The 25,568-nt window shown below is 54.3% G+C and carries 22 protein-coding genes; 14 read left to right on the top strand and 8 right to left on the bottom strand.

The genetic code is table 11. The features are described from left to right. The first annotated feature begins 184 nt into the window (after positions 1-184). Positions 185-676: a hypothetical protein gene (locus DET50_RS13925; protein WP_258546132.1), complete on the top strand. Its 492-nt coding sequence runs from the start codon at positions 185-187 to the stop codon at positions 674-676. A gap of 40 nt (positions 677-716) precedes the next feature. On the opposite strand, the gene DET50_RS13920 is transcribed toward DET50_RS13925, so the two are convergent. From DET50_RS13920 to DET50_RS19790, 6 genes are all read right to left on the bottom strand, one after another. Beyond that, on the bottom strand, positions 717-2,501 hold the full coding sequence (locus DET50_RS13920; protein ID WP_113863443.1) for a GGDEF domain-containing protein: 1,785 nt from the start codon (positions 2,499-2,501) through the stop codon (positions 717-719). 3 nt (positions 2,502-2,504) lie between these two features. Beyond that, complete coding sequence (locus tag DET50_RS13915; protein WP_113863442.1) at positions 2,505-4,094, bottom strand: hypothetical protein; 1,590 nt, start codon at positions 4,092-4,094, stop codon at positions 2,505-2,507. A gap of 131 nt (positions 4,095-4,225) precedes the next feature. Continuing rightward, positions 4,226-4,705: a transcription/translation regulatory transformer protein RfaH gene (gene rfaH / locus DET50_RS13910; protein WP_113863441.1), complete on the bottom strand. Its 480-nt coding sequence runs from the start codon at positions 4,703-4,705 to the stop codon at positions 4,226-4,228. 161 nt (positions 4,706-4,866) lie between these two features. Further along, positions 4,867-5,634, bottom strand: a complete 768-nt coding sequence (gene cysQ, locus DET50_RS13905; protein ID WP_113863440.1) for a 3'(2'),5'-bisphosphate nucleotidase CysQ — start codon at positions 5,632-5,634, stop codon at positions 4,867-4,869. A gap of 122 nt (positions 5,635-5,756) precedes the next feature. Continuing rightward, a complete protein-coding gene (locus tag DET50_RS13900; RefSeq protein WP_113863439.1) occupies positions 5,757-5,948 on the bottom strand; it encodes a DUF2283 domain-containing protein in 192 nt (63 codons plus the stop codon). Then, positions 5,945-6,205: a DUF4258 domain-containing protein gene (locus tag DET50_RS19790; protein ID WP_113863438.1), complete on the bottom strand. Its 261-nt coding sequence runs from the start codon at positions 6,203-6,205 to the stop codon at positions 5,945-5,947. Before DET50_RS19790 ends, DET50_RS13900 begins: the two co-directional genes overlap by 4 nt. A gap of 156 nt (positions 6,206-6,361) precedes the next feature. Between DET50_RS19790 and DET50_RS13890 the strand changes: the two genes are divergently transcribed. After that, positions 6,362-7,723, top strand: a complete 1,362-nt coding sequence (locus DET50_RS13890; protein ID WP_113863437.1) for an MBL fold metallo-hydrolase — start codon at positions 6,362-6,364, stop codon at positions 7,721-7,723. Between the two features lie 916 nt (positions 7,724-8,639). Here DET50_RS13890 and DET50_RS13885 read toward each other — a convergent pair. Together DET50_RS13885 and DET50_RS13880 are read right to left on the bottom strand one after the other, a co-directional pair. Beyond that, complete coding sequence (locus tag DET50_RS13885; protein WP_113863436.1) at positions 8,640-10,148, bottom strand: O-antigen ligase family protein; 1,509 nt, start codon at positions 10,146-10,148, stop codon at positions 8,640-8,642. Positions 10,149-10,318: 170 nt separating this feature from the next. Beyond that, entirely contained in the window at positions 10,319-10,795 is a 477-nt protein-coding gene (locus DET50_RS13880; protein WP_113863435.1) for a pilin, read from the bottom strand. A gap of 433 nt (positions 10,796-11,228) precedes the next feature. On the opposite strand from DET50_RS13880, the gene pilB reads away from it, so the two are divergent. The 12 genes from pilB (at position 11,229) to DET50_RS13820 (ending at position 25,357) form a co-directional block, all read left to right on the top strand. Further along, positions 11,229-12,947: a type IV-A pilus assembly ATPase PilB gene (pilB, locus tag DET50_RS13875; RefSeq protein WP_113863434.1), complete on the top strand. Its 1,719-nt coding sequence runs from the start codon at positions 11,229-11,231 to the stop codon at positions 12,945-12,947. 2 nt (positions 12,948-12,949) lie between these two features. Then, entirely contained in the window at positions 12,950-14,167 is a 1,218-nt protein-coding gene (locus tag DET50_RS13870) for a type II secretion system F family protein (protein WP_113863433.1), read from the top strand. 93 nt (positions 14,168-14,260) lie between these two features. Continuing rightward, positions 14,261-15,136 carry a prepilin peptidase gene (locus DET50_RS13865; protein WP_113863432.1) on the top strand — a complete coding sequence of 292 codons (876 nt, stop codon included), beginning with the start codon at positions 14,261-14,263 and terminating at the stop codon, positions 15,134-15,136. Between the two features lie 20 nt (positions 15,137-15,156). Beyond that, on the top strand, positions 15,157-15,795 hold the full coding sequence (gene coaE, locus DET50_RS13860) for a dephospho-CoA kinase (RefSeq protein ID WP_113863448.1): 639 nt from the start codon (positions 15,157-15,159) through the stop codon (positions 15,793-15,795). Beyond that, entirely contained in the window at positions 15,788-16,873 is a 1,086-nt protein-coding gene (locus DET50_RS13855) for a hypothetical protein (protein ID WP_113863431.1), read from the top strand. Before coaE ends, DET50_RS13855 begins: the two co-directional genes overlap by 8 nt. 307 nt (positions 16,874-17,180) lie before the next feature. Continuing rightward, positions 17,181-17,912 carry a tRNA (N6-threonylcarbamoyladenosine(37)-N6)-methyltransferase TrmO gene (tsaA, locus tag DET50_RS13850; protein WP_113863430.1) on the top strand — a complete coding sequence of 244 codons (732 nt, stop codon included), beginning with the start codon at positions 17,181-17,183 and terminating at the stop codon, positions 17,910-17,912. A 157-nt stretch (positions 17,913-18,069) separates the two neighbouring features. Further along, positions 18,070-20,307 carry a response regulator gene (locus DET50_RS13845; RefSeq protein ID WP_404932747.1) on the top strand — a complete coding sequence of 746 codons (2,238 nt, stop codon included), beginning with the start codon at positions 18,070-18,072 and terminating at the stop codon, positions 20,305-20,307. A 44-nt stretch (positions 20,308-20,351) separates the two neighbouring features. Beyond that, positions 20,352-20,549, top strand: coding sequence for a DNA gyrase inhibitor YacG (gene yacG, locus DET50_RS13840; RefSeq protein ID WP_092000867.1), 198 nt, complete (start codon positions 20,352-20,354; stop codon positions 20,547-20,549). Beyond that, complete coding sequence (locus tag DET50_RS13835) at positions 20,546-21,106, top strand: YfaZ family outer membrane protein (RefSeq protein ID WP_113863429.1); 561 nt, start codon at positions 20,546-20,548, stop codon at positions 21,104-21,106. Before yacG ends, DET50_RS13835 begins: the two co-directional genes overlap by 4 nt. A gap of 120 nt (positions 21,107-21,226) precedes the next feature. Further along, positions 21,227-23,404 carry a hypothetical protein gene (locus tag DET50_RS13830; RefSeq protein WP_113863428.1) on the top strand — a complete coding sequence of 726 codons (2,178 nt, stop codon included), beginning with the start codon at positions 21,227-21,229 and terminating at the stop codon, positions 23,402-23,404. A gap of 89 nt (positions 23,405-23,493) precedes the next feature. Further along, positions 23,494-24,423 (top strand): glucosaminidase domain-containing protein, encoded by a 930-nt coding sequence (locus tag DET50_RS13825; protein ID WP_113863427.1) that lies wholly within the window; start codon positions 23,494-23,496, stop codon positions 24,421-24,423. Positions 24,424-24,463: 40 nt separating this feature from the next. Then, a complete protein-coding gene (locus tag DET50_RS13820) occupies positions 24,464-25,357 on the top strand; it encodes an acyltransferase (protein WP_113863426.1) in 894 nt (297 codons plus the stop codon). Positions 25,358-25,568: the final 211 nt, after the last annotated feature.

Genomic DNA, 25,568 nt, shown 5'->3' with positions numbered 1-25,568 from the left:
CTCAACTACGGAGTCGATCTATCAACCATCTGAGGGTGGTATCAGATTGATGGGGTGAAGGTGCCCCATCAACCATTAAATCCGTATACCCTTTTTTTTCGAGGATGACAACCAACCAACGACCTACACCATTAGCAAACCCTGCTACTTCCAAAAAGAAGGCCTGAAGCTACCACGCAAAGGTGTGACCCTTCTCTATGGACACAAGGGGCCAGGCAGCCTGATTGGAGCAGCAGTCAGGAAAAGCGCCCATGATGAAGTCGGTGTGTGCTTTGCGGATGTCAAGATAGAAATAGGAGACTGGATAGCCAACAAACAAACACTGGATAGTTTCCGGCATTGCAGGTTTCTCAATTTGCCACTCCGGGCCAAGCGGGAGGTGCTGGATGACATCAACCACCATTGGAATCGGTGGCTGGCTCAGGAGGGATTGCCCGAGGAGGACTTTCCCCGAAAGCCGTCTCTGAGGATGGATCTGCTTGATCGACTTGTGGAGCTGGAACCGTACAGATACCTGAACGCCATCGCTTACGATGCAACCACCACCTTCGGTACTGCAAAGTTCATAACGGTTTTCAGGCTAGAGTCGATCCTTGAGGAGGAGGTCAATGTCATCCCTCCCCACACAAACATTCGATTCCAGCCACCCGAAACTCTTGAGGGTAGTAAAGACTGATCCTCGGGAGCCCACCCAAAAGCGCCAGCCACCCTGGCCATCACAGGTGATCCCCGAAGCACACAACGCAGTTTCTTCCACTCTCCTTAGCCTGATAGAGCGCAACATCCGCGCGCTTGACCAATGCCTCCACCAAATCCCCTGACTGAAAATCAGCACAGCCCAGACTGACGGTCACAGGCTTAGACAGGCCATAATCGCTCGCCTCTACCTCGGATCGGATCATCTCTGCCACTTGCCGGGCTCCAGAGAGCGAGGTCTCTGGCAGGACCAACAGAAACTCTTCTCCCCCCCAGCGACCAACAATGTCGGAAGAACGGGTGGCATGGCTCAACTGCTCTCCAATCCTCCCAAGCACCTGATCGCCAATATCATGACCGAAAGTGTCATTGATGAGCTTGAATTTATCGATATCAAACAAGATCACCGCGAGTGCATTCCCGTACCTTTCGCTTCTCTGTATTTCGTAAACCAGGGACTCTTCAGTCCGGGTTCGATTGAGCAATCCCGTAAGCTGGTCATAGGAAGCTTTGCGATTGAGCTCACGGACCAGCCTGACTCGGCCCATTGCAGCGGCAATTGTCGGCATAACCGCAACCAGTACCAGAAAAGACTCCCTCACAAATGGCCTTAGGGGCCTGAAGATGATTACGCCTTCCAGGAAATCCCCCGTGCGCAAGGGATACAGATAAGCCTCTCCGGTTGCCGGTGTAGCTTCCGCCGCTAAAGGAAGCGGGAACACCCTCAACTCTGGCTTCGAATCAGCTTCCTCTTGATACAGGGCAGCTTCGGGCACACTGATTATACCCTCGACGCTACCGAGCAGTTTCTCGATGAACCCTGCGCTTAACACATCTGGGAGCAACTCTCGACCAGCCCTACAATTTCCATAAACGCTCTCGAAGATCTCTTTGTCATCTGAGCGCCTCAGAATCTCCAGCTCGCCCCGTTCGGTCGACAAAAACTGCGAAAGTTTGAGCATAACGTCGTACCAGGGTTTTGACTCATTGATACCCACAGAATGAGCCAACTGGTGGTTGATCTCACTCAGGAAGCTTTCAAAGCGCAGCCTGCGGTTCAGTTCGTCAATGGTCTTATGGCGTTCAAAAACAGCAGTGAAAAGATTTAGAGGGATAGTCAGGGGCGGCTGATCAGACTCCAGGTTATTTCTGCTCACAACGTCCACCGTGCCTATAAGCGAATTATCCATACCAACTATCGGAACTGTTCGCCACGCTCGGTACCCCTTTAAAATTAACTGACGACGCAAATCATCAGAGATAGCACCACAGGGAGTCTCAAGCGACACAGTCTTCTCTTTCCTGGATATGACTGACGTCGCTGTGACACTGGAACCGAATCTGACCGGTAAGTTTCGAAGAAACCTGGCTTCGCCAAGCGCTGCATTGGTGGCTCCTAACCGTTGCAGCGACTGCTTAGCTTCGCTGTATCGAAAAAGCACCAGCTCTTGTCCTGGAGGCAGGTGGTCCTTGTATAACGCTAGAAGGCTCCTAATGGCGTCTTCAAGTTGATTTTCCGTTAGGGCCTCGGCGATGAGGTTCAAGGTAGTTGCATCGCGTGGGGGGGATTGAACCTCGTCGTCACCCTTTCCAAGAGTCAACGCAGGCACATCAGCGATGCCAAGTGGACTGGCCTCTGGATCTGATTGTTCTGGGACCTCCTTTATTTTTGCGTTCTGGAGCTTTTCATTGAGTTCCCGAATCCTCAATGCCTGAAGCCTCGCTTTCTTTCCCAGGCAAAGGCTATAGAACCCCAGAACGACAAAAGTCACAGTAACCGCAACTGCGATCCATCCGTTCGGCATAAGCTAACTTTCCGCCGGAACGAGCTCGGTCACGAGACCGAAAACTTCGCTGTCATGCACTGCCCGATTCACCTGCAGTTTATAACGGACCCGGACAACGGCCCCTTCCTTGATTGGCCCCATGCCATTACCTATGCTTTCTTTCCAGACGAGGGCGAACCTGTTTGACCAGCGCTCTAAATCAGTGGGTTGACCAAAATCAACTACGATAAACTGTTGGTGGGTTTCGGCAACGACTGACCGCTCCCTCACTATGAACTCCTGCTCGAATTCCGGCTCCGGAAAATCACTGCCCCAGGGCTGCTTCTCGAGCCAGTGGGCAAGTCCATAAACCCTTTGATCCGGGGAGAGCATGCCATCGGAATGGTTAATGGAGGATATCCGGTGAGATGTGGCACTTTGAGCAACATCCATGTTGCTCTCCTGGCCTCCAGGATGGAGCTCCCATTTCGGGGAATAATGAGCATCCTCAGAACACGACACCAAGTAGGCAGCGCGCGCACTCTTATCCGATGCTTTGATAATGGATGAGGTCAGAAGACACTCAAGAAGCGAATGCCATTCTCCATGAGCAACCATGGTGTCTAAAAGGGGTTTGAGCTGCATCCTCAGATCTTTGCAGGTCACCGGTGCTTTAATGTCACCCTGTGCCAACAGTGCTCTCAGTCCAAAACTCATTAGTTCACGGGAATGCGCCGTTCTTGGAGGTAACGACCAGCCTCTGTTCAGCTGATCCAAGGCGAAGCTTGCCATCACCCTACACCGATCAGTGAGAAGCGAATCGCCAAAAATGGCTGAAAATCCCGCGAGCGTAGCTCCAACCTCAAGCTTCAGCGACCCCAACTGCATCATCAGCGCCTGAGCCCTGGGATGCGTGCTAACGATATTGATGGTCTCTTCCCGGATCTGAAAAGTGAGAAGGTGGATTAACAAGCAAAGGGGTACGGGAGCCTCGCCCCAACTACTCTCTCCACATGAGGAGAGATCTAATGAAGCGTCACTTGCAGCCAGTATAGAGGCTTGCCTCCTGTTTGATACCTCCATAATCTTGCAAGACTTCACCAACTCGGCAGTGAACAGTTCGTTGTCACGCAGCGCAAAAGGCGGGTTCAGGAAAATAATGGAGTGAGGAGAAAAAGCCTTAACCTTTTCTGCGCATTCCGACATTTCTCCCTTTGCCATCAGTTTCTCATCCATCAAAAGCGGTAGGATATTTTCACTACCACTCCATTCCCCCAGAGAGCCCAACCGAGTCGTCGTTACATCCCGCGTCCTCTTTACTGCGCGGGCAATCCCCATCACGGCAGAGAGGAATGTAGCGACTCCGAGCAGCACATCGCCGGTTGCGGCTCCCACGATCATTATTCGGTGACCATTGGCCAGATCCCGCGCTACCTGTTCAGCCACCTTACTGTGGGAAGCAGCATGGAAATCTTCGCAGATAGAACGAACTGTGTGGCGGACAGGATAGGTGGCGTTTCGATTTTCATAGATTTGGCGCTTCTTATCCTCCAGCCCCCAACCGTCCGCTCCCGACCAATTTCTGGTGGAAAAATGTGCTCCTATAACCTCGGAGGACTTCATCTCCGGCATGAGATTCTCTCCCGTCTCAAACATCTCTTCAAGAAATAAATTTATAGTATTTTATAGGTTATACGATACTTTAAATCCACGAAAGCGCGTATGCCAACATGTGGATGGTCACCCAAGCGCGAAGAGAAGCTTTACTTTCTGAGAGCGGAAACTGGAACCTTTACCATTTGCTGTTTTTGCATGAAATTAATCAGGACAATCGCTCTCTCCTCACCATCATAAGCCTGAAAGATGGCGCTGATGCCCTTGAACGGCCCATCATCCAGCTCCACCGGTTCACCGGCTTTAATTCCCCCCTTTTCTGCAACCTTGTGCAGACTATCTTTGATGTGATCAATGACATCATCTTCGATCGCCGCGGGCTTGTTAGCAAAACCAACCACGCGAATCACGCCGCGGGTGGAGCGGAGCTTGGCCCAGACGGGGTCGGTTTGTTCGAGATTGACGAAGAGGTAGCCGGGGAACAGCGGTTCCAGCTTCTTGCTGCGCTTGCCGGCCTTGATTTTTTCCACCTCGATTTTGGGGTAGAAACAGGGAATGTCCTGGTTCTGGAGGTGTTGAAGGGCGCGATCGCCCTGGGCGGGTTTGTGTTGGATGGCGTACCAGGTCATTTCAAATCCGTTTGGTTGAGTGTTACTCAATGGGGTCGAGGATTGCACAGGGGTCTGAAGAAAACCTTCTTCTGACCCCATTCTAGACTTTAACTTGGGGTCGGACGCAAAACTGGGGTCAGATGAATGAATTCATCAGCCCCCTGAGCAAGACCCCTGAATTAAAAATACCAACTACCGGCCGCCACGAACCAGGGATTCAGAATATCCTCTTTCCCATACCGCAACGGCTCTCCTTCCAACGTCTGCACCTGCCCCCCGGCCGCTACCAAAATCGCATGCGCCGCCGCCGTATCCCACTCGCTCGTCGGCCCCATGCGCGGGTAGATGTCGGCATGCCCTTCGGCGATGCGGCAGAACTTGAGCGAGCTGCCGGCCTGGACGAGTTCGTGATCGCCGAGTTTTGCAATGAAGGCAAGGGTTTCATCGTTCATGTGGTTCTTGCTGGCCACCACGCGTTTGGTATCTTTCGGCTCTGCAACACGAATACGGAGAATCTTGCCGGTGCGATCGCGCATATGTGCGCCCTCGCCTACGATGCCCCAGTAGGCAGTTTTGAGTGCTGGGGCGGTGACAACACCCATCACTGGCTGACCATCCTCGATCATGGCGATGTTGACGGTAAACTCGCCATTACGCTGGGTGAAGTCCTTGGTGCCATCAATGGGGTCGATGAGCCAGAAACGACGCCAGTGTTTGCGCTCTTCCCAGGGAATGCTTTTGCCCTCTTCCGAAAGAATCGGGATATCCCGGCTGATGTTGCGCAGGCCCTTGTAGATGATGTCGTGGGCGGCTTCATCGGCAGCGGTGATCGGCGAATTGTCTTCCTTGTAGCGAACCTTGAAGTCGGATTCGTAGATGTGGAGGACTTTCTCGCTGGCTTCGTCGGCGATTTTGAGGACATCGGGGAGAATGGAGCTGTAATGCATGGGGGCGTCCCTGGGGGGTGAACGTGAACATGGGGTCAGAAGAAGGCTTTCTTCAGACCCCGACTTTAACTCCGGGGTCTGATGAACTCGTTCATCTGACCCCATTTTCAACAACGGGCCTGCTAAGCCGCATGGCTACATAGCAAAGGCCAAGCCCCCTGCTTGGAAGCCTCCAGAATAACAATTTCCACAATCGTGCCATCATCCGCATAGCTGACATGCGTATTCCAGTCCTGGGAAACCTCTTTCACGATGGACTTTTCTGAAAGGTGCAGTACCAGAATATCATCTGCCTCGTCATAGGTTGTTCTCATCCCTCAACCTCCCAACTAAAGTGATGCATCACCGTCTTTACGACCAGCCTGTCTTCGAGTGTAACTGCGATACAGATAAGGTTATCACACCGGCCTTTAAATGCCTTGGCCACCCATAGCCGTTGCTCATCTTTGTACCGTAATTCGCCTGTTTCCAGGAGCTTCGCGAGTTCTGCGTCGCTCACCCATCTCTGAACCATGCGCTCGCGGGCATGGCGAGTAATGTGTACGTCCAACCCAAAACGTTGGCAATGCATTAACGTGGTCCTCCTTGACCTGACACAAACTGGGGTCTGATCAAAACCTTCATCTGACCCCATTTTTACGCCATAGTATCACTATTGAAAAAGGGGTCAGAAGAAAGCGTTCTTCTGACCCCGAACCCGAGTTTTACCAAACACAAGGACGCCAACATGAAACTTCGATTCCTCGGCGGCACAGGCACCGTCACCGGCTCCCGCTACCTGCTCTCGGATGAGAAACACCGCATGCTGGTGGACTGCGGGATGTACCAGGGCGTAAAAACCCTGCGCCGGCGGAACTGGGCGAAGTTTCCGGTGGATCCGTCCACAGTTGAGGCTGTGGTTCTGACCCACGCGCACATCGACCACTCTGGCTATTTGCCAGCGCTGGTCAAGAATGGTTTTAAAGGCAAGATTTATTGCACCAAGGCGACTCACGAGCTGTGCAAGGTGTTGCTGCCGGATGCTGGCTTCCTGCAGGAAGAGGATGCCAAATACGCCTATCGCAAAAAGTTCTCCAAACACGAACATCCCGAGCCCTTGTTTACCGAGAAGGATGCCTGGGAAGCGCTCAAACATTTCGAGTCCCTGCACTATCATGAGCCTTTCGAACCGATGAAAGGTTTTGAAGTCACCTTCACCCCAGCCGGACATATCCTCGGCTCCTCTTGCGTTCACGTGCACCACAAGGGCCATGACCGTACCGTCGTATTCAGCGGCGACGTAGGCCGGCAACACGATCTCATCATGCGCCCACCAGAACCTCTCAAGAAGGCAGATGTACTGGTGTGCGAATCCACCTATGGGGATCGCGCTCACGGTGAAGTAGATCCGGAGACAGAGCTGGAAGAAATCATTACCCGCACTGCCGGGCGTGGTGGAATCGTGCTGGTACCGGCCTTTGCGGTGGGCCGGGCACAGATGCTGCTTTATGTAGTGCACAAGCTAATGAGCGAGAAGCGGATTCCGAAATTACCCGTTTACCTCAACAGCCCGATGGCCATTAAGGCTACCGAGATCTTCTGCAAGCACCATAAGGAGCATAAACTCAACGCCAGTCAGTGTGAGCTGATTGACGATAAGACCGAGTTTGTTAAGACGGTGGAGCAATCCATTGAGTTGGATTCTGTGCGGTATCCCTGCATTATTATTTCGGCCAGTGGTATGGCCAGTGGTGGACGGGTTCTGCACCACCTTAAGACGTTACTGCCTAATCCTCGGAACAGCATTGTGTTTGCGGGATTCCAGGCACCCGGGACCCGAGGGGATGCTTTGGTGAATGGCGCAGAATCGGTGAAGATTCATGGGGAGTATTGGCCGGTTAAGGCTGACGTCTTTAACCTCGATTCGCTCTCGGCACATGGCGACTATAACGAGATTCTGGAATGGCTGGAGCAAGGGTCACTGAAACCGGAAAAGGTTTATGTCACCCATGGGGAGATGGTGGCTAGTGATGTGATGCGGAAGAGGATTGCTGAGAAGTTTGGGTGGGATGCTGAGGTGCCGGAGTTGTTTGAGGAGGTTGAGGTTTAAGCATCCATTTTTTACTCGAATCCGTGACTTCACGACTGGAGAGCTTGGAAACGTACTCTAAACCTGGAGCCTGTAAAAGCAGAATCCAAGCTATTGAGAAATATAATCGCGCTTGACGAGCATTCCACTCCTCAGTACTTTTTAACGATTAGTAAACTGGACTTGGGTACTACCGGACACGCTCATGTTATTGCGACAAAACAGTGTGCATATTGCCCGCAACAACCTATAAGCAATGGAATGGCCCCTCCTCACCGATCTCTACGCTCCACAATCGTGGATTAACAGTCAGTCCTCGTGTAGGTTAGGAGGAGTAAGCCCCACTGTATATGTGAAAGCCCCGACTTCCTGCGGGGAGCAAAATAGTGCTACTTCATGATCAAGTGGAACCCCGGTAATCAGGATCCTCCGGCCTGAGCGGATAAGGCTCCGGCTCAGAAAGCCTAGCTCCCGGAATCATGGCAGCAAGATGGAATCAGTTCTGTAAGAAACGATTTAGAACGATCCAGGTGGCGCCGAATCGATGAAGTCACGGAGCGCACCAATAATACCGATGGCCAGATTTGTTTGTGGTCGAAGGGCAGCCTCATAGGCTAGATAGCGCCCTTTTCTATCAATGTAGCCTACGACAAGCAGTGCGTCTCGCTATAGGCGATCACACCACCAGCGCGCCGTCCACAGCCAGTTGAAAGCCGATCCCAATCTGGAACGCCTGTCATGTGGCAAATTCGACACCAACAATCTGGCCATGGCTTTTGCCAAACCGGGATACAATCTGCTGGGCTCCACGGGGTTGACACTGACTGGCGCCCATGTATCCCTCAGCCCAACGTCGTCGCCTGAGAACGGCCTATTGTTGGAGACGATGGCCTGACGTGTATCTTGCATGACCAAATCACTGATTCAGGGATAATGTTTAAGGCATGAGATCGGGATGACGTGGAAAGTTACCGTGAGACCAAAACCGTGGAAAGGTCTCAGCTTGTATATTATCTCGATAGAAGTCTAAATCCTTTGTCATGGCCGCGTGGTACTCCCAGATTTTAACCAACCAATAAATGCATATCGCACTCACAACCAAAAAAACAAAAAACGTGAAAAAAAACCTATTTTTTGAAGGCGATGATGGAGATGCCACTATTTCCGGAATAATCAATGCATGGAAAAGACCGAGTATAAAAATACCGATTAGCATGGAACCAGGCGCCATAAAAACGGCGGAGACACCCCCATGCAACAGCCCGGCGGATACTGCTGCCGTAAACGCAGCCAATAAGTAAGCATGCTCACACGGTTTATTAAGGTCTCGCACCTCAATTCTCCGGTTGCAAAATAACCAAATACTTTGAACGACAAAAAGCAAAAGCAAACATATAAAAAGCCATCCATACTCCGCAGCCCACATCAAATACATATTATGAGGATGACCAAATTTAGCTGACTGAAAGTATTCTTTTCGCAAAATATCATGTGTTAGCCATGATTGTGGCCCTAGTCCAAATGGAAAATTGACAAGGCTCATAGACCACGCTTCGACAAATAAAGGAATTCGGCCGGAAGTACTGCTGCTTATAGATGGTATAAGTTGCTCACCAATCAATAATGAAGGGATAACCACGGACAACAAAAGCCACATTAATATTCCAATCACCAAGCAAAAAAGAGAAACTCGAAACCAGAGTATGGCGGGACGACCAATTAAAATCGCTGAAAGCAATACACCAAATACGACGCTCACAAAACTTCCCCGAGCTTCTGAAAGAAGTATTATCCACCACCAGCTTGCAGAACTGAAAACAACCAAACTACGCCAAAGCATATTATCTCTAAATGGCCCTATTAAGACCGCTAGAGGGATTATCGGAATAAGCCAAGTAGCAACATGACTCCAGTAACGAACATTTGTAAACCCCCATGGTATGCCAGCAGAGAGAGATGCTAAGCCATCTATGACTGAAAACAGATAAATTATAATTGAAACGGCGCCATATAATGCCGTCATCGCAACCGCAACATAGCAATATATCACAACCCAATAATATGTCCGGCCGAGACTCTTCGATAAAAATCCTAGCAATGCAAAACCCAGGAAGAAAGCCGTATACATACCTGGCTCGACTGCACTAAAGCGAGAATTAGAGAACACAACCGCATTTAATAAAAGGAAAGCCGATATTAACCATGCCGGCCAGAGTTTTGCATACAACCCCCAGCCATGACGCCAACCAAGAAAACCAAATGAAAAGACAACGAAAACACCTAGACTATGAGTAAGAATAAGACGTTGCGTTGCATAATTTCCGAGAGGCATGAACACGAAGTCTGCGTACAGGACGACCACAAACACTACAAAAGTTATAGCTAAAAAAACAAAGTCAGAAACCTTGTCCATTAGCTTAATCCCTGTCGTTTTAAAATCATTCATGATTAAAGATAAACTCAGATCTCGAAAAAACAACAGAAATATTAACTAACCAAAAGCCTGAAGGCAGAATATTCTTTGATAAAAATAAAGACCCAAATCCTTCCGAATTTGGGTCTTTAAAAGATAGCACTCTAAAACGTAGCGCACATTACACTTATCAAGCTTATCTTTTAGCTAGCATTCCTACAGCTCTGCGGAAGGTACTTTTCCTCGAGAGTTGTACCAGAACCAGTGCCGCAGGTAGTAACTAACCCTGTGTCTGCACCGGTATATTCGAATCCGATATCATTAGTAGCATCTGTACCAGTAGATCCGCCCAAATCTTCTGTCACCATAACAATCCGGAGACCATCTGTGCCGACCGCTGTTGCTGCAGCCGATTGAATTGTTGGCAAAGCTGCCAGATTAGCTTCGATTTCGTTGACCAAATCACTATCAACTCCGGGCATTGAGCCAGCAGATGCATACGCTTCATAAATGGACGACTTCGCTGCAGCAGCAGCGTTAATCGGCTCAGCCACTTTAGCGCGGATTGTATAATCCTGATAGGCTGGGATCGCAACAGCAGCCAGAATACCAATGATCGCAACAACGATCATCAGTTCGATAAGAGTAAAACCAGCCTGACCGTTCTTCATTTTTTGCATGTTAATTACCTCTAGGGTTGTCGGTTTTTCGTTTTAAGCTCCGGGGCGGTGGAGCCTTGCCCCGTTACCGCATTGAGCGTACCCGATATCAAGCAGGCATCGTGCCAATTGCAAGACAATGTTAAAAGCAACGAATTTTCAGTTAGTTATAACATTATGTGAAGTGCGTCGCATTGAAATTTGAGAGGATTTCCATGCCTTTGAGCGTCAGGAGGTGACCTTTTTTGTCAGCTTTCAAGCTAAGGGTAAAATTAAATTTGGGGTCAGATGAAGGTTGTCATCAGCCCTCTGTGCTATCCCCAACTATCAGCCCCTAGAAGGTTCTTGTGTCAGACTGAGAACGGTGATGCTTTCCAAAGCCCTTCCAGACATCTAAACTCTTTTTTCATGAATTTACGATTCAGCGACTTATCACAATCTTTTCAGAGCACTTATGGCGAGTAGCAACCGAAATGTAACGCTGACAGGCTTGGCCCGGCGGTTTGTCGAAGATGGGCTTCTTGATGAGGCAACTGCGAAGGAAGCCTTCCTACAGGCTTCGCAGAACCGGATTCCTCTGATCACTTACCTTACTCAGAACGAGTTGGCCAATAGTGCAAAGCTGGCTTTTTCGGCCGCGATGGAATTCGGGATGTCAGTACTCGATCTCGATGCATTCCTGCCAGAAATGTTGCCAGAGAAGGCAGTTGACGAGAAGCTGATCCGAAAACACAACGCCCTGCCGCTCTACAAGCGAGGCAATCGACTTTTCATTGCAGTTTCCGATCCGACCAACATCCAGGCCTTGGATGAAATCAAGTTCAACACTGGGCTGAGCACTGACGCCATTCTTGTGGATGATGCCAAGTTAAGGGGTGCGATAGACAAGTATCTTGAGTCCCAAGATACGACGATGGGCGATCTCGAGGATGCTGACCTTGAGGGCGTAGAAACAGAGGGTGGCGACCAGGACGAGGACAAGGATGCGGTATCCGCGTCTGACATCGACGATGCGCCTATCGTCAAATACGTCAATAAGATGCTTCTGGATGCCATTCGCGGGGGCGCTTCAGATATTCATTTTGAACCTTATGAGAAAGTTTACCGTGTCCGCTACCGAACAGATGGAATATTGAAGGAAGTGTCTCGTCCTTCAATCAAACTTGCTCCGAAGATATCCGCGCGGGTCAAAATCATGGCTCAGCTGGATATTTCCGAGCGCAGAGTTCCTCAGGACGGCCGTATCAAGATGAAGCTGTCCAAGACCAAAGCCATCGACTTCCGTGTCAACACTCTCCCCACTCTGTGGGGCGAGAAGATTGTTTTGCGGATTCTGGATCCGAGCCAGGCGAAGCTTGGCATCGATGTATTGGGTTACGAAGAAGATCAGAAGCAGATGTACCTTGAGACACTTGAACAACCTCAAGGCATGATTCTCGTAACAGGACCGACAGGATCTGGTAAAACGGTGTCCCTCTATACCGGTCTCAACATCCTCAATACTGCTGAAAGGAACATTTCCACAGCGGAAGATCCTGCTGAGATTAACCTCGAGGGTATTAACCAAGTCAACGTTAACAATAAAGTTGGTCTCGGCTTTGCCGAGGCGCTACGCGCCTTTCTCCGGCAAGATCCCGACGTCATCATGGTGGGCGAGATTCGAGACTTGGAGACCGCAGAAATCGCCATTAAGGCTGCACAAACGGGCCACTTGGTACTTTCCACGTTGCATACCAACAGTGCCGCTGAAACGCTCACCCGTATGATGAACATGGGCGTGCCCGCCTTTAACATCGCCACCTCTGTCAGCCTGATAATTGCCCAGCGACTGGGACGCCGTTTGTGCAACAGCTGCAAGCAACCATCAGACATCCCGAAAGATGTGCTTTTGAAGGAAGGGTTCACACAGGAACAAATTGATACAGGCTTCACATTGTACCGCCCCAAGGGCTGTGATAAATGCAATGGAGGATACAAAGGCCGAGTCGGTATCTACGAGGTGGTCAAGATTACCGACGAGCTGGCGAATATGATTATGGAAGAAGCCAGCTCAATTCAAATTGCAAAACAGGCTCAAGCGGAAGGTTTCAGAAATCTCCGAGACTCAGCACTCCTGAAGGTGATTCAGGGCGTGACCAGCCTTGAAGAAGCCAACCGCGTGACGAAGGATTAAGCATGGCAGAAAAAGCGCAAAAGCTGGAATCTTATATATGGGAAGGTAAGGACCGGAAAGGACAGAAATCCAAGGGCGAAGTTACAGGCCCAAGCCTGGCTCTGGTCAAAGCCCAACTCCGGAAGCAGGGGATCATCCCGGATAAGGTGAAGAAGAAACCCAAGCCTCTTTTCGGTGGAAGCAAGAAGATCACACCCTTCGATATCGCGATGCTTACTCGACAGCTTGCAACGATGATGAAGGCAGGTGTTCCCCTGGTACAAAGCTTCGATATTGTGGCTGATGGCCTCGAGAACAAAGGGCTCCAGGAACTGGTTATTTCCATTCGAAATGATATCTCCTCCGGTACAAGCTTTGCTGGCGCGCTTCGGAAGCATCCCAAACATTTCGATGATCTTTACTGCAATCTGGTCGATTCTGGCGAGAGGGCCGGTGCGCTTGAGCAAATGCTTGATCGAATCGCGACTTACATGGAGAAGACCGAAACGCTCAAGAAAAAAGTGAAGAAAGCGATGACCTACCCGATCGCAGTTATCGTGGTCGCGATCGTTGTTACAGCCATTCTTCTGGTCAAAGTGGTGCCTCAGTTTGAAAGCCTGTTCCAGGGGTTTGGTGCAGACCTGCCTGTATTCACACAGTTTGTTATTGAAATATCGGAATGGATGCAGCAATGGTGGTTCATCGTATTGCTCGGGCTTGTAGCGGCCATTTTTCTGTTCCGGGAGTCGAAAAGACGATCACAGAAGTTCTCCGACCTAATAGACAAATACACACTGAAACTCCCCATTGTTGGGGAGATCCTCGACAAATCGGCTGTGGCTAAGTTCGGTCGGGTGCTTTCTACTACATTTGCTGCAGGCGTGCCTCTCGTGGATGCACTTGATTCGGTTGCCGGAGCAACGGGCAATGCGGTGTATCGTGATGCGATCCTTAGGATTAAGAACGATGTGTCCAGTGGTACCCAATTACAGGCATCTATGCGCCAGCAGGACATCTTCCCCGTGATGGCTGTTCAGCTGACGGCCATCGGTGAGGAGTCCGGAAACCTGGACGATATGTTGAGAAAGGTTGCTGAGCACTACGAGGGTGTTGTTGACGACATGGTAGACAACCTGACTGCTCTGATGGAGCCGATGATTATGGCGGTTCTTGGCGTGCTTGTTGGTGGCTTGATTATTGCCATGTATCTACCGATCTTCCAGATGGGTCAGGTTGTTTAACCTCACGACGAATAAATATGGGGTCAGATGAAAGCTTTCATCTGACCCCGACTTAACCCTTCCCTCTCCTCCTAAGCTCAATCAAGGCTCTTAATGCAGTTCTTCGACGTTTATCTCAACACCCCCTGGCTCCTTTACCTCACCGTCACTTTCGTTTCCCTCTGCATTGGTAGCTTTCTGAATGTAGTCATCCTGCGTCTGCCCAAGATGATGCATCAGGACTGGCGTTGTCAGTGCGAGGAGTTTCTGGAGATTCCGGAGAAGCAGCGGAAGAAGGAAGAGCCGGTCACCCTGTCCAAGCCGGCTTCCACGTGCCCTTCCTGTGGCCACAAGATCCGGGCCTGGGAGAATATTCCCGTGATCAGCTATCTGGTGCTGGGGGGCAAGTGTGCTTCGTGTAAAACCCGGATATCTCCGCGTTATCCGATCATCGAGGCGGTGACGGGGCTGTTTTCAGTGTTGACGGTTTACCTGCTGGGGCCGACTGAAGCGGCGCTTTGGGCGTTGTTGCTGGTGTGGGCGCTGGTGGCGTTGACGGTGATTGATTTTGATACGCAGTTGTTGCCGGATAGCATCACGTTGCCGTTGCTTTGGCTTGGGTTGGTATTGAACTTCTTTGGGATTTTGACGGACTTTACCAGTGCGTTCTGGGGGGCGGTAGTTGGTTATCTTTCGCTCTGGTCGGTTTACTGGTTGTTCAAGATTGTGACCGGCAAGGAAGGCATGGGGCATGGGGATTTCAAGCTGCTTGCGGCGCTTGGGGCGTGGCTTGGGTGGCAGTTGTTGCCGGCGGTGATTTTGCTGTCTTCCGTGGTTGGGGCTGTTGTTGGGATTAGTTTGATGGTGTTCCGGAAGCATGGAAGGGAGGTGCCGATTCCGTTTGGACCTTATTTGGCGGCGGCTGGGGTGCTTTGTTTGTGGTTTGGGGATGCTATTCAGAGGGCTTGGTTTACTTATCTTGGGGTTTGAGCATGGGTGATAGTGTGAAGATGGGGTCAGATGGAAAGCCGGAGGCTTTTCATCAGACCCCTGCCATTGTTGGGCTCACGGGGGGGATTGGCTCTGGGAAGTCCACTGTGGTGCGGTTTTTTGGGGAGCTTGGAGTTCACTGGGTGGACGCCGATGATGTTGCGCGGGAAGTGGTTGAGCCCGGTACCACTGGGCTTGCCAAGATTGCTGAGCACTTTGGGGAGGACATCCTTACCGATGAAGGGACCCTGGACCGTGCCCAACTTCGGCAAATTGTGTTTGCCAACCCAGACGAACGCACGTGGCTTGAAAGCCTGCTCCACCCGATGATTCGGGAGGAACTCATCCGCCAGCTTAAGCCCGAGAACTATGCCCTGCCCTATGTGTTGCTGGTTTCGCCGTTGTTGCTTGAAACCGATCAGCATAACCTGGTCAGTAAGGTCATTGTTGTGGATGTGCCGGTAGAGACGCAGATTGAGCGGACGATGGCTCGGGATGCCAATGAGCGGGATCAGGTGGAGCGGATTATTGCGGCTCAGATGCCTCGGGAGAGGCGGCTGGAGAAAGCTGACGCTATTATTGATAATGACCGGCCGTTGGATGATGTGGAGCGTCAGGTTCGTGAGTTGCACGAGAAGTTCCTGGTGGATTTTGGCTGACTGTTTGCGCCGTTGTTACCCGGCAGGGTTTCTATCACTTCTGTTTCTGGTTTCTCTCCCCGGACGCGCTGCGGAGCCGGTGTTTGAGGTGCATCAGCGTTCCATTTCCGAGATTCTGGCGCCCGGGCAGCTAGGCCCCTCGTTCTACACATTTTCTCCGGAGGAGTATTGGGCGGAGCCCGAGGAGAGCTATTGGCTGTCCTTTACCAACTGGGTGTTGCGGCAGGAGCGGATTCAGGGGCCCCGGATGCAGTCTCTGGGGGCCTGGGCGGACCGGACCTTATCGGGTTCTACCCAGGCTTTGCCGAATAATGAGAGTTATCTTCGGCTGGGGTTTGCGACCGAATCCGAGTACAGCGACGTGGCGCAGTTTGAGCCGGAGGCGCGGTTCCGGCTGGATATTCCAACTGCCAAGCGCAAGTTGCGGATTGTTATCGAGAGTGAGAGTGAGGAGCTGATTCCGCTTGAGGAGCGGCAGCGGGACCGGCAATTAACAGAGCCGGAGCGGACGGAGACGGAGACAACTGGTGCGCTGCGGTACCTGACTCAGGTTGGGGATGCGATTAATCTTTCTACCGATATTGGTGGGCGGCTACGGTTTCCGCCGGATGCGTTCTGGCGGGTGACCGCCGGCAAGGGCTGGCAGCTGGATGAGGACTGGGCAGGGAGTCTGCAGCAGCGGGTCTATTACTACCACCAGGAGGGCTGGGGTTCCCGGACGTGGTTCGGGGCCAGTCGGTATGTGGGGGATGACTGGCGGTTTCAGTCGTCTTCCGAGCTGGAATGGGTGCATCAGGATGAGAAGTTCCTGGCGGCACAGATTTTTAGTGTTCGGAAGGCGCTGGATAATCGGTCGACGTTGGTTCCGCGGATTGGAGTGCTTGGAGAGAGCAAGCCCGGGTGGCGGACGACGTCGGCGTTTATGGATCTGACCTGGCGGTACCGGTTGCATAGTGACTGGTTGTTTGCGGAGGTGATTCCGGCGCTGGAGTTTCCGCGGGAGGCGAGTTTTAAGGATCGGGCTTCGGTGGTTTTGCGGGTTGAGATGTATTTTGCTGGGACTATTGATCGGCGGTGATGGTTGATCGTGAAGTTGGGGTCTGGTTGGCTCAGGGGTCTGATGAAAGCTTTCATCTGACCCCATCTTGGACCGCTAACTCGGGGTCAGAAGAATAAATTCTTCAGACCCCTGGGGTGGGGTCTGGCTAACTCAGGGGTCTGATGAACTTGTTCATCTGACCCCAACTTGGAAATTTAACTTGGGGTCAGAAGAATAAATTCTTCAGACCCCTGGGGTGGAGCAGAGTTTGGGAGATAAATCTGAAAGTGGGGTCAGAAGAACTAGTTCTTCAGACCCCGGCATTGCCGGGACCCCGGAAGCCGGCGTGAAGTTGGGGTCAGATGAAAGCTTTCATCTGACCCCTATTGCTATCACCAAGTCCTGCTTCCAGGACAAGTTCGGGGTGCCTCGGCAGCCGGGGCTGACCCGCCATGCCCATGCCGAAATGGTCATCCAGCCCCCCTACGACCGTGAAGATGCCTTCCGCGGTCTCGAAACAGCCTCCCACCTCTGGCTGATTTTCCAGTTTCACGAGGCGGTGCGCGCTGAGTGGAAGCCGGTGGTTCGGCCGCCTCGCCTGGGGGGAAATAAGAAGATGGGGGTGTTTGCCAGTCGGTCGCCGTTTCGGCCGAACAGTCTGGGGTTGTCGGTGGTTCGGAATGAGGGGCTGGCGCGGCGGGATGGGCGGTTGGTTTTGCGGATCAGTAATCATGATCTGATTGAGGGGACGCCGATTCTGGATATCAAGCCGTATCTGCCGTTTGCGGATTCGGTGCCGGAGGCGGGTCTGGGGTGGGCGGATTCGCCGCCGACGGAGCGGTTGGAGGTGGTGTTTTTGCCGGAGGCGGAGCAGCAGCTGGCTGCCCTGCCCCCGGAGGACTATCCGGATTTCCGGGCGTTGATCGAGGATGTGGTGAGTTACGATCCCCGGCCGTCGTTCCGGCGGGGGCGGGATGAGGAACGGGTTTACGGGGCACATCTGTACGATGTGAACGTAAGGTTCCGGTTTGTAACAGAGGGCGGCGAGAAGCGTGTCGAAGTGCTAACTGTCTGTTAAACTTCGTTGATTGATTTGTAGTCGACACAGGGAAGTCGCAATCTTGCACCCATACCGGATTTTCAAGCGATTTGGCGTTCGGCCGCTGGCAGCGCGTCTGCTGGTGTATGTACTGCTGTTCAGCCTGGTACTTTCCCTGGCCGCCACCGGCGTGCAGATGATCGGCGAGTTTGAGCGCCGCAAGAATGATCTGATCAGTACCCAGCAGAAAGCCGCCGAGCTGGTCGCCGGGAGCATGAGCAACAACCTCTGGCTGATGAATTTCAGTGAGGTGGCCAACAGTCTGGATGACATGAAGGCGGTGCCGGCGATCCAGTTTGCCCGGGTGACCACCACCACGGGTGAGGAATTCACTACCGGCACCCATCCTGACGGCAAGGTGATTTCCCAGACCATCCCCCTGATTTTTGACCGCTCCAGTTTCCAGCCGCCGCAGGAGGTGGGCAGCCTCACGGTGGTGTCTTCGGTTCAGCAGATCCACGATGAACTCTGGAAAACCGGCCTGCTGACGCTGCTGTCGGTGACCATAGTGGTGATGCTCGGCACCTTCGGCCTGCTGCTGATTGTGCGGGCCACCCTGTCCCGACACCTGGAAGCCATGGCCGATTATGCCGCCCAGCTGAACCTGGATGCCCTGGTGGATCCGCTACAGCTGCGCCGCAAGCCGCCGAAATCGCCGGATGAGCTGTCGGAGCTGGAGCAGGCCCTGAACAAGATGCGGCTGCAGATCCTCGAGGACACCCGCTCGCTCCGGCAGACCACGATCCAGTCCCAGGGGGAACGGGATGAAGCCATTCGTGCCAACCACGCCAAGAACCAGTTCCTCGCCAACGTCAGCCATGAGCTGCGCATTCCGCTCCAGTCGGTACTGGGTTATGCCAACCTGCTGACGGATACGCCCCTGGATCAGGAACAGCGGGAATACGTGAGCACCCTGCTCAATGCCTCCCAGAGTCTGTCCGCCATCATCAATGACCTGCTGGACATCTCCAGTATGGAAGCCGGCAAGCTGGTGCTGGATGAGATTCCGTTCGATCTACGTGAAACCCTGAACGATCTGGTGCATATGCTCGGCAGCCGGGCCCGGGAGAAGGGGCTGGCGCTGGAGCTGCGCATTGATGAGAACCTGCCCTGGGCCCTGAAGGGCGATCCTGTGCGCATCCGGCAGATCCTGCTCAACCTGGTCTCCAACGCCATCAAGTTCACCGATTCCGGCCATGTGCTGATCAGCATCGAGGTGCTGGGCCGCCGGGATGACAAGGCTCGACTGCGCCTGGCGGTGGAAGATACCGGCGTGGGCATCAACCCCGAGGATATCCCGCTGGTGTACGAGCCCTACGTTCAGCTGGGCCAGCAGTTCCAGCGACAGTTACCAGGAGCCGGTCTGGGCCTGACTATCTGCCGCCAGCTGGTGAACCTGATGGACGGCTCCCTGGACCTGGAAAGCCGGCCCGGCGAGGGTTCCACCTTCTGGGTGGAACTGACCCTGCCGGTGGCGCCGGAAAGTGCCACCCGGGTGCGGCCGGACACCCGTAAGGTCAAAGGCAAGCATATTCTGGTGGTGGATTCCTACGAGCTGTCCCGCAAGATCACCCTGGAGATGCTGTCCCGTTACGAGGTGCAGATCGAGGCAGTGAAATCCGCCGGCGAGGCGCTGACCTCCCTGCGCCAGGCCTCGGACAGCCAGCAATCGTTCGACGCCATCATCCTCGATGGCTTTGTGCCGGATATGGACAGTGACCTGCTGTGCCGGCAGATCCGCAGCAACCCCACGTGGGCCGATATGCGCCTGCTGATTCTCTCCTCGAATCCGCAAAGGGGCGATGCTGAGCATTTCCGCCAGGCTGGGGCCGATGCGTTTCTGAGCAAGTCCCTGCGGGAATCCTGCCTGATGCCCATTCTCAATCAATTGTTCACGGATGCGGAGAAGGACGAGCGCCGGTTCCTCACCCGGTTCTCCCTGCAGGCGGTCACCGATACTTCCAAGCGCCGGGAACTGCCCTGTGGTCGCATGAAGGTGTTGCTGGTGGAGGACAACCCGGTCAACCGCACCCTCACCCGCCGGCTGCTGGAAAAACTCGGCTGCGATGTGATGACCGCCAACGATGGCGAGGCCGCGGCCAGCCTGTGGCAGTGGCACCCGTTCGATCTGGTGTTCATGGATTGCGTGATGCCCCGGGTGGATGGTTTCGAGGCCACTCGCCGCCTGCGGGAATGGGAAAAAGCCCACAACCGCCCCCACGTGCCGGTGGTGGCCCTGACCGCCAGCGCCATGGAGGAAGACGAGGAACGCTGCCGCCGGGCCGGCATGGATTCTTTTGTCGCCAAGCCTGTCAATATTGAAATGCTGCGTGCAGTGCTGGAACAATACTGCACCGCATCGGCGGCCACCTGAGAATTGGCCGCCGGCTATTTCGTCACCAATCTGAAAAAGTCGCCATGTTTGTGCAATGCCCTACCTGCAAGCAATCCGTAGAATGGTCAGAAGATAACCGGTACCGGCCATTCTGCTCGGAGCGCTGCAAACTGATTGATCTGGGCGCCTGGGCCAACGAGGAATACCGGGTGCCGGCTGAAGATGAAGATTCTTTATCGGATGCGTACCAATTAACCGACAGCAAGAAGGTAGAAGAATGAGAATCTCAAGAGTTTCCCTGATGGCACTGACCCTGGCCGCTGCACCGGCCTTCGCAGGCGATGTGGATCTGAGCCTGACCAACGATTCCGTGAAGGGCCAGGTCAACTTCTTCGGTGTCAACAACGATACCCAGCTGGGCGCGGGCTACACCTACCACGAGGGCAGCCGCCACATCATGAATGTGGACTTCCACGCTCAGGGCCGCACTGCCCTTGGCAACCTGCCCACCACCGCTGGCATTGGCGTGCGCGGCATCGGCTGGGATGATGACAGTCTGGATGGCGGTGCCATCGGCATCGGTGGTTTCGCCACGGTAAACGTACCCCGGGTGCCGGGCCTGTCCTTCACCGGTGGCCTGCACTACGCCCCGGATATCCTGGCCTTCGGTGATTCCGAGGACATGACCAGTGTCGAGCTGCGCGGCAGCTACCGGGTAATCCGCAACGCCGAGGTATTCGCCGGTTACCGTTACCTGAACACCGATCTGGACGCGCCCTTCCGTGGCGACGTGAACCTGGATGAAGGTGTAATGGCGGGTATCAAGATCTACTACTGATCGGCTGTACCCTCTCGGGCGCCCGATCTACCGGGCGCCTGTTTCGTGTCTTCCCTCACGATTTCCCCTCTTCACCGCTGCTAGACTGACAACCTGAAACCTCTGCACGGATTGTCAGACATGCCTTTCAAGCACGGACTCTGGATTTCCCTGTCTGCCCTGTTGCTGGCCGGCTGTGGCAGCGGCGAGGACGCCATCGACGGCGCACGCGCCCAGACCAACGATTTTGCCACTGCGAAAAACCCGTTGGACGATTTCAGTTCCGGCAGTACCGGGGATTCCAGCAATGCCGGTGATCTGGAGGCGAATGAGGTACGGATCACGATGGAAGTGCCGGGCGCTGTGGCCCCGGATGCGGAGGTGACCCGGCGCAACCTCAGAATCGTGCATCCGGAAACCCTGAGCGTGTACACCACCAATACCTCCCTGCAGAACCTGGGCAGCGTGGACGTAACCACCCGGGAGGATGCCGAAGGCTTTACCATTATCGCCTTTCCTGACGGCCAGCCGCTGGCACCGGATGTGGTGATCGAGGCCACCTACGGCAATGCCCGGATGCGGGCCTTCGCCGCGGACTCGGACCGGGATGTGAAGATCAATCCGTTCTCCGAGTACCTGGTGCGCAATACCCTGGCCAGCTACACCCCGGGGGAGCTGGACACCATCAAGGACTGTGTGAATGATGCCGGGGGCGAGTTGTGCCTGAACAAGTATGTCTGGTCCACCCTGGCTGACCAGGTGCACGACTTCGAGATCGATATCCCGGACAATCTGGATGTGCCAGGGGCGCTGTCGCTGCTGCAAGGGCGGGCGGATTTTGCCCGTTATGTGGCCGCCATGGGTGACTATGCCCTGCTGGACGAAAGCTCCTCGGGCAAGATCAGCGCCAGTTCCGCCGATTACAATTCGGTGTTTCTGGGGGTGGAGCTCGGCCAGAGCTTTGCCGAACCCAGCATCAGCGGCACCGGGCTCTGGGGGGTGCGAACGGCTTATGAGGAACGCCTGGAGGACAACAACGGCGTGGGTTATGTCTATCCGGCGCTGACACTGACCAGTTTCGATGCCTTCAACATCAAGGTGACCTCGCTGGCCACGGACATTCCCTATGACCGGGAGGTGTTGCTGCATTCCGAGGGCAACGAGTTTTTCCTGCGCGGCTCGGAATTCTGGGAGCAGAACACCCACTCTTCTTCCCCCGGGGCGGCCACCTTGCTGGGCGATACCCGCCTGCTGGCGGGCCGGGCCCTGTACCAGAGCATCACCGGCCGGGACAGCGCCCGGATTATCGGCTGGACCCGCAATCCCTACTACCTGGATGCCTACACCAGTCCGCCTGCCGACGAATCGGTGGGGCCGGACCGGGTGGTGGGCGGCTATTTCAGTGCCGGCAAGGCGATCGAGCTGGAACCTGATGGCGAGACTCTGAAACGGGGGCCGGTGCTGGAGAACCATTACCTGTCGGCGCTGGAGCTGAACCTGCTGCGGCCGGCCGGGGAGGCGGAGTTTGATGCGGATGTGTTGGATAACCGGAGTTATAACGTGGTGTATCTGGCCTCGCGGTTTGCCGAGGACACCACACCGCTGGAGCTGGAAAACGGCCTTGGCACCTGGGCGATCGATGCCGTTGGCAATGTGACCCAGGCGCTGGAGGGTACCACCGTGAGCCGGGATAACTCGGGAGCGGTTTCCCGCGCACCGGCTGCGACGGCTGGGAACAGCTGGCTGATCAGTTCCCGGGCTTCGATCCTCAGTACCGGTACGCGGGATATCGGCCGGTTGAGTCTGGACATCTCGACTGCATCCGGAAACGAGGAGAAACCTGACGTTGGCGTGGGAGCGAGCACACCCGATGGCTCCTTCCTGGCGTTCAATCTGGACGACAGCCCGCTCGGGGATGGTTTGCTGGTGGCCGCCGAGCAGGCTTCCTCTACTGCGCCCGAGACTGGCCGGTACCGGATTCAGGGCGTTTCCATGGGGATCTCCGGCGGCAGCAACGAACTGCGCCACTTTGACAACGCCGAGCTGGTGATCAACGGTGCCACCGCCACCTTGAGTGGCGAGGCGATCTCAGTGGTCAATACCGTGAACGTCAACGAGGTGAGCACGCCGGCAGAAATGATCGTGGATGCCACATTTGCCTACGCCCAGACCAGTCCCGGCACCGTCTCCTTCACCAGTGGCAACCTGGTACTGGACGGCTTCTACACGAACGATCACTCCCAGCTGTATCTCAGACTCAACCGCACGGGTACCGGCTCCGAGGCCGTCGGGCTGCTGCTGGCGACGCGGATTCGCTGAGACCACTGCGGGGTTCGGAAATCCCGGCCAGAGCCCCGCGCGTATAAACTGTTATAATCGTTGCCATATCCATTTTGACGAGAGGTTCTATGACTGCTGGTCGCCGGGCACTGCTGTTCCTTATTCCGATGATTGCCTTTGCAATTGGCGGTGGTTTCTATATTCCGCCCGGAAGCTTTGGTGACAGAAACCATGACGGCTCCGAAGTTGCGCTTGGTGAACTGCCGGCCCTGCCCGAGTGGGCCGACGATCCGCTGCCGGACTTCTCGACCTACCGGGATACCACCGAGAAAAAGGCGGCGTTCTTCTCGTTTCTGTATCCGCGCATTGTGCTGGCCAACTCCCGGATCCTGCTGGAGCGGAGTTATCTGCTGCGGCTGGAGCAGAAAACCGAGCTGACTTCGAGCGAAAAGCGATGGCTCAATGACCAGGCCGAACGCCTCAGGATCGATGCTGCCACCGGTAGCCCTGAGCAGTTCAAGCTCCTTAAAAAACGCCTGGATGTGATTCCTCCTTCTCTGGTATTGGCCCAGGCTGCCAACGAATCCGCCTGGGGCACGTCCCGTTTTGCCCGCCAGGGCAACAACCTGTTCGGTCAGTGGTGCTTCTCCAAGGGTTGCGGACTGGTGCCGAAGAACCGGGTCGAGGGGGCGAGTCATGAGGTGGCCAAGTTTGCCTCGCCCTATCGCTCGGTGCGGGCGTATATCCAGAACCTGAACCGGCATGAAACCTATCAAACCCTGCGGGACGTCCGGCTGCAGGACCGTCGCTCCGAGAATCCCCTGTCCGGCCTCGAAATGGCGGAAGGCCTGCTTGGCTATTCCGAACGGGGCGAAGAATACGTACAAGAGATCCGGTCGATGATCCATTACAACAACCTGGGCTTCTACGATGAGGATTTCCGGGATGCCGTAACAGATCGGGCACCGTCAGACCTGCAGCAACTGGCCTCCACCGACGCCGAGAGCCGGCTACTCCCGGGCCGTACTGCTGACACCGGAACCGCCGCCGAAGGCTGACAGACACTGCTAACCCGCAAAAAACCAGAGAACACACGGAATGCTTGATTTTCTGCCTGCGCCGCTGAAGGGGACTTTGGCGGCCTTGTCGATTTTGTTGAATACCCTGATCCTGTTCCCCTTCCTGCTACTGTTCGCACTGATCAAGCTGATTATTCCGGTGACGCCGGTGCGCAAGGCCTGCACCGTGGTGCTCAACAACATTGCCTGGGTGTGGATCGGGTTCAACAACCTGCTGATGGACGTGCTGCACAAGGTGGAGTGGGATGTGCGCGGGGTGAAGAACCTGAGCCGTGAGCACTGGTATTTTGTCACCTGCAACCACCAGAGCTGGGCCGATATTCCTGCCATCCAGTACGTGCTCAACAGCCGCATTCCCCTGCTCAAGTTCTTCCTGAAGAAACAGCTGATCTGGGTGCCCCTGCTCGGCATCGCCTGGTGGGCGCTGGATTTTCCGTTCATGCATCGCCATACCAAAGAGCAAATTGCCAAACGCCCGGAACTAAAAGGCAAGGACATCGCCGCCACCCAGGCTGCGTGTGAGAAGTTCCGCTATACGCCGGTGACCATCTTCAACTTCATGGAAGGCACCCGGTTTACTCCGGAAAAGCACGAGCGGCAGAACTCGCCCTACAAACACCTGCTCAAGCCCCGGGCTGGGGGGACCGCGTTTGTGTTCGGGGCCATGGGGGAGATGATTCATACCATGCTGGATGTGACCATTGTGTATCCCGATGGGCGCAAGGGGTTCTGGGATTACCTGTGTGGGCGGATCCGGCGCATTGTGATTGATGTCAGGGTGCGGGAAGTGCCGAAGCAGTTCCTGGGCATGGATTACGAGAACGACCGGGAGACGCGGGTGGCGTTTCAGCGGTGGGTTAGTCAGATTTGGGCGGAGAAGGATGCCCGGATTGGGGAGTTGAAGGGGGAGTGAGGGTGCCTGGCGCTAAGTTGGGGTCAGAAGAAGGTTTTCTTCAGACCCCTGGGGATAACTCAGGGGTCTGATGAACTTGTTCATCTGACCCCATTTTAGACCGCTAACTCGGGGTCAGAAGAAGGAACTTCTTCAGACCCCTGGGGCGTTACTCAGGGGTCTGATGAACTTGTTCATCTGACCCCATTTTAGACCGTTAACTCGGGGTCAG

It is taken from the genome of Marinobacter pelagius (assembly GCF_003315345.1).
GTDB classification, from domain to species: Bacteria; Pseudomonadota; Gammaproteobacteria; order Pseudomonadales; family Oleiphilaceae; genus Marinobacter; species Marinobacter pelagius_A.
Note: the sequence above shows the minus strand (reverse complement) of the source record. Positions and strands in the feature narration are given on the sequence as shown.

Excerpts from the sequence above, each read along its gene's own strand:
- DET50_RS13920 (WP_113863443.1), bottom strand. The coding sequence starts at position 2,501 with ATGCCGAACGGATGGATCGCAGTTGCGGTTACTGTGACTTTTGTCGTT.
- DET50_RS13915 (WP_113863442.1), bottom strand. The coding sequence starts at position 4,094 with ATGCCGGAGATGAAGTCCTCCGAGGTTATAGGAGCACATTTTTCCACC.
- rfaH (WP_113863441.1), bottom strand. The coding sequence starts at position 4,705 with ATGACCTGGTACGCCATCCAACACAAACCCGCCCAGGGCGATCGCGCC.
- cysQ (WP_113863440.1), bottom strand. The coding sequence starts at position 5,634 with ATGCATTACAGCTCCATTCTCCCCGATGTCCTCAAAATCGCCGACGAA.
- DET50_RS13900 (WP_113863439.1), bottom strand. The coding sequence starts at position 5,948 with ATGAGAACAACCTATGACGAGGCAGATGATATTCTGGTACTGCACCTT.
- DET50_RS19790 (WP_113863438.1), bottom strand. The coding sequence starts at position 6,205 with ATGCATTGCCAACGTTTTGGGTTGGACGTACACATTACTCGCCATGCC.
- DET50_RS13890 (WP_113863437.1), top strand. The coding sequence starts at position 6,362 with ATGAAACTTCGATTCCTCGGCGGCACAGGCACCGTCACCGGCTCCCGC.
- DET50_RS13885 (WP_113863436.1), bottom strand. The coding sequence starts at position 10,148 with ATGAATGATTTTAAAACGACAGGGATTAAGCTAATGGACAAGGTTTCT.
- DET50_RS13880 (WP_113863435.1), bottom strand. The coding sequence starts at position 10,795 with ATGCAAAAAATGAAGAACGGTCAGGCTGGTTTTACTCTTATCGAACTG.
- pilB (WP_113863434.1), top strand. The coding sequence starts at position 11,229 with ATGGCGAGTAGCAACCGAAATGTAACGCTGACAGGCTTGGCCCGGCGG.
- DET50_RS13870 (WP_113863433.1), top strand. The coding sequence starts at position 12,950 with ATGGCAGAAAAAGCGCAAAAGCTGGAATCTTATATATGGGAAGGTAAG.
- DET50_RS13865 (WP_113863432.1), top strand. The coding sequence starts at position 14,261 with ATGCAGTTCTTCGACGTTTATCTCAACACCCCCTGGCTCCTTTACCTC.
- coaE (WP_113863448.1), top strand. The coding sequence starts at position 15,157 with ATGGGGTCAGATGGAAAGCCGGAGGCTTTTCATCAGACCCCTGCCATT.
- DET50_RS13845 (WP_404932747.1), top strand. The coding sequence starts at position 18,070 with ATGATCGGCGAGTTTGAGCGCCGCAAGAATGATCTGATCAGTACCCAG.
- yacG (WP_092000867.1), top strand. The coding sequence starts at position 20,352 with ATGTTTGTGCAATGCCCTACCTGCAAGCAATCCGTAGAATGGTCAGAA.
- DET50_RS13835 (WP_113863429.1), top strand. The coding sequence starts at position 20,546 with ATGAGAATCTCAAGAGTTTCCCTGATGGCACTGACCCTGGCCGCTGCA.
- DET50_RS13830 (WP_113863428.1), top strand. The coding sequence starts at position 21,227 with ATGCCTTTCAAGCACGGACTCTGGATTTCCCTGTCTGCCCTGTTGCTG.
- DET50_RS13825 (WP_113863427.1), top strand. The coding sequence starts at position 23,494 with ATGACTGCTGGTCGCCGGGCACTGCTGTTCCTTATTCCGATGATTGCC.
- DET50_RS13820 (WP_113863426.1), top strand. The coding sequence starts at position 24,464 with ATGCTTGATTTTCTGCCTGCGCCGCTGAAGGGGACTTTGGCGGCCTTG.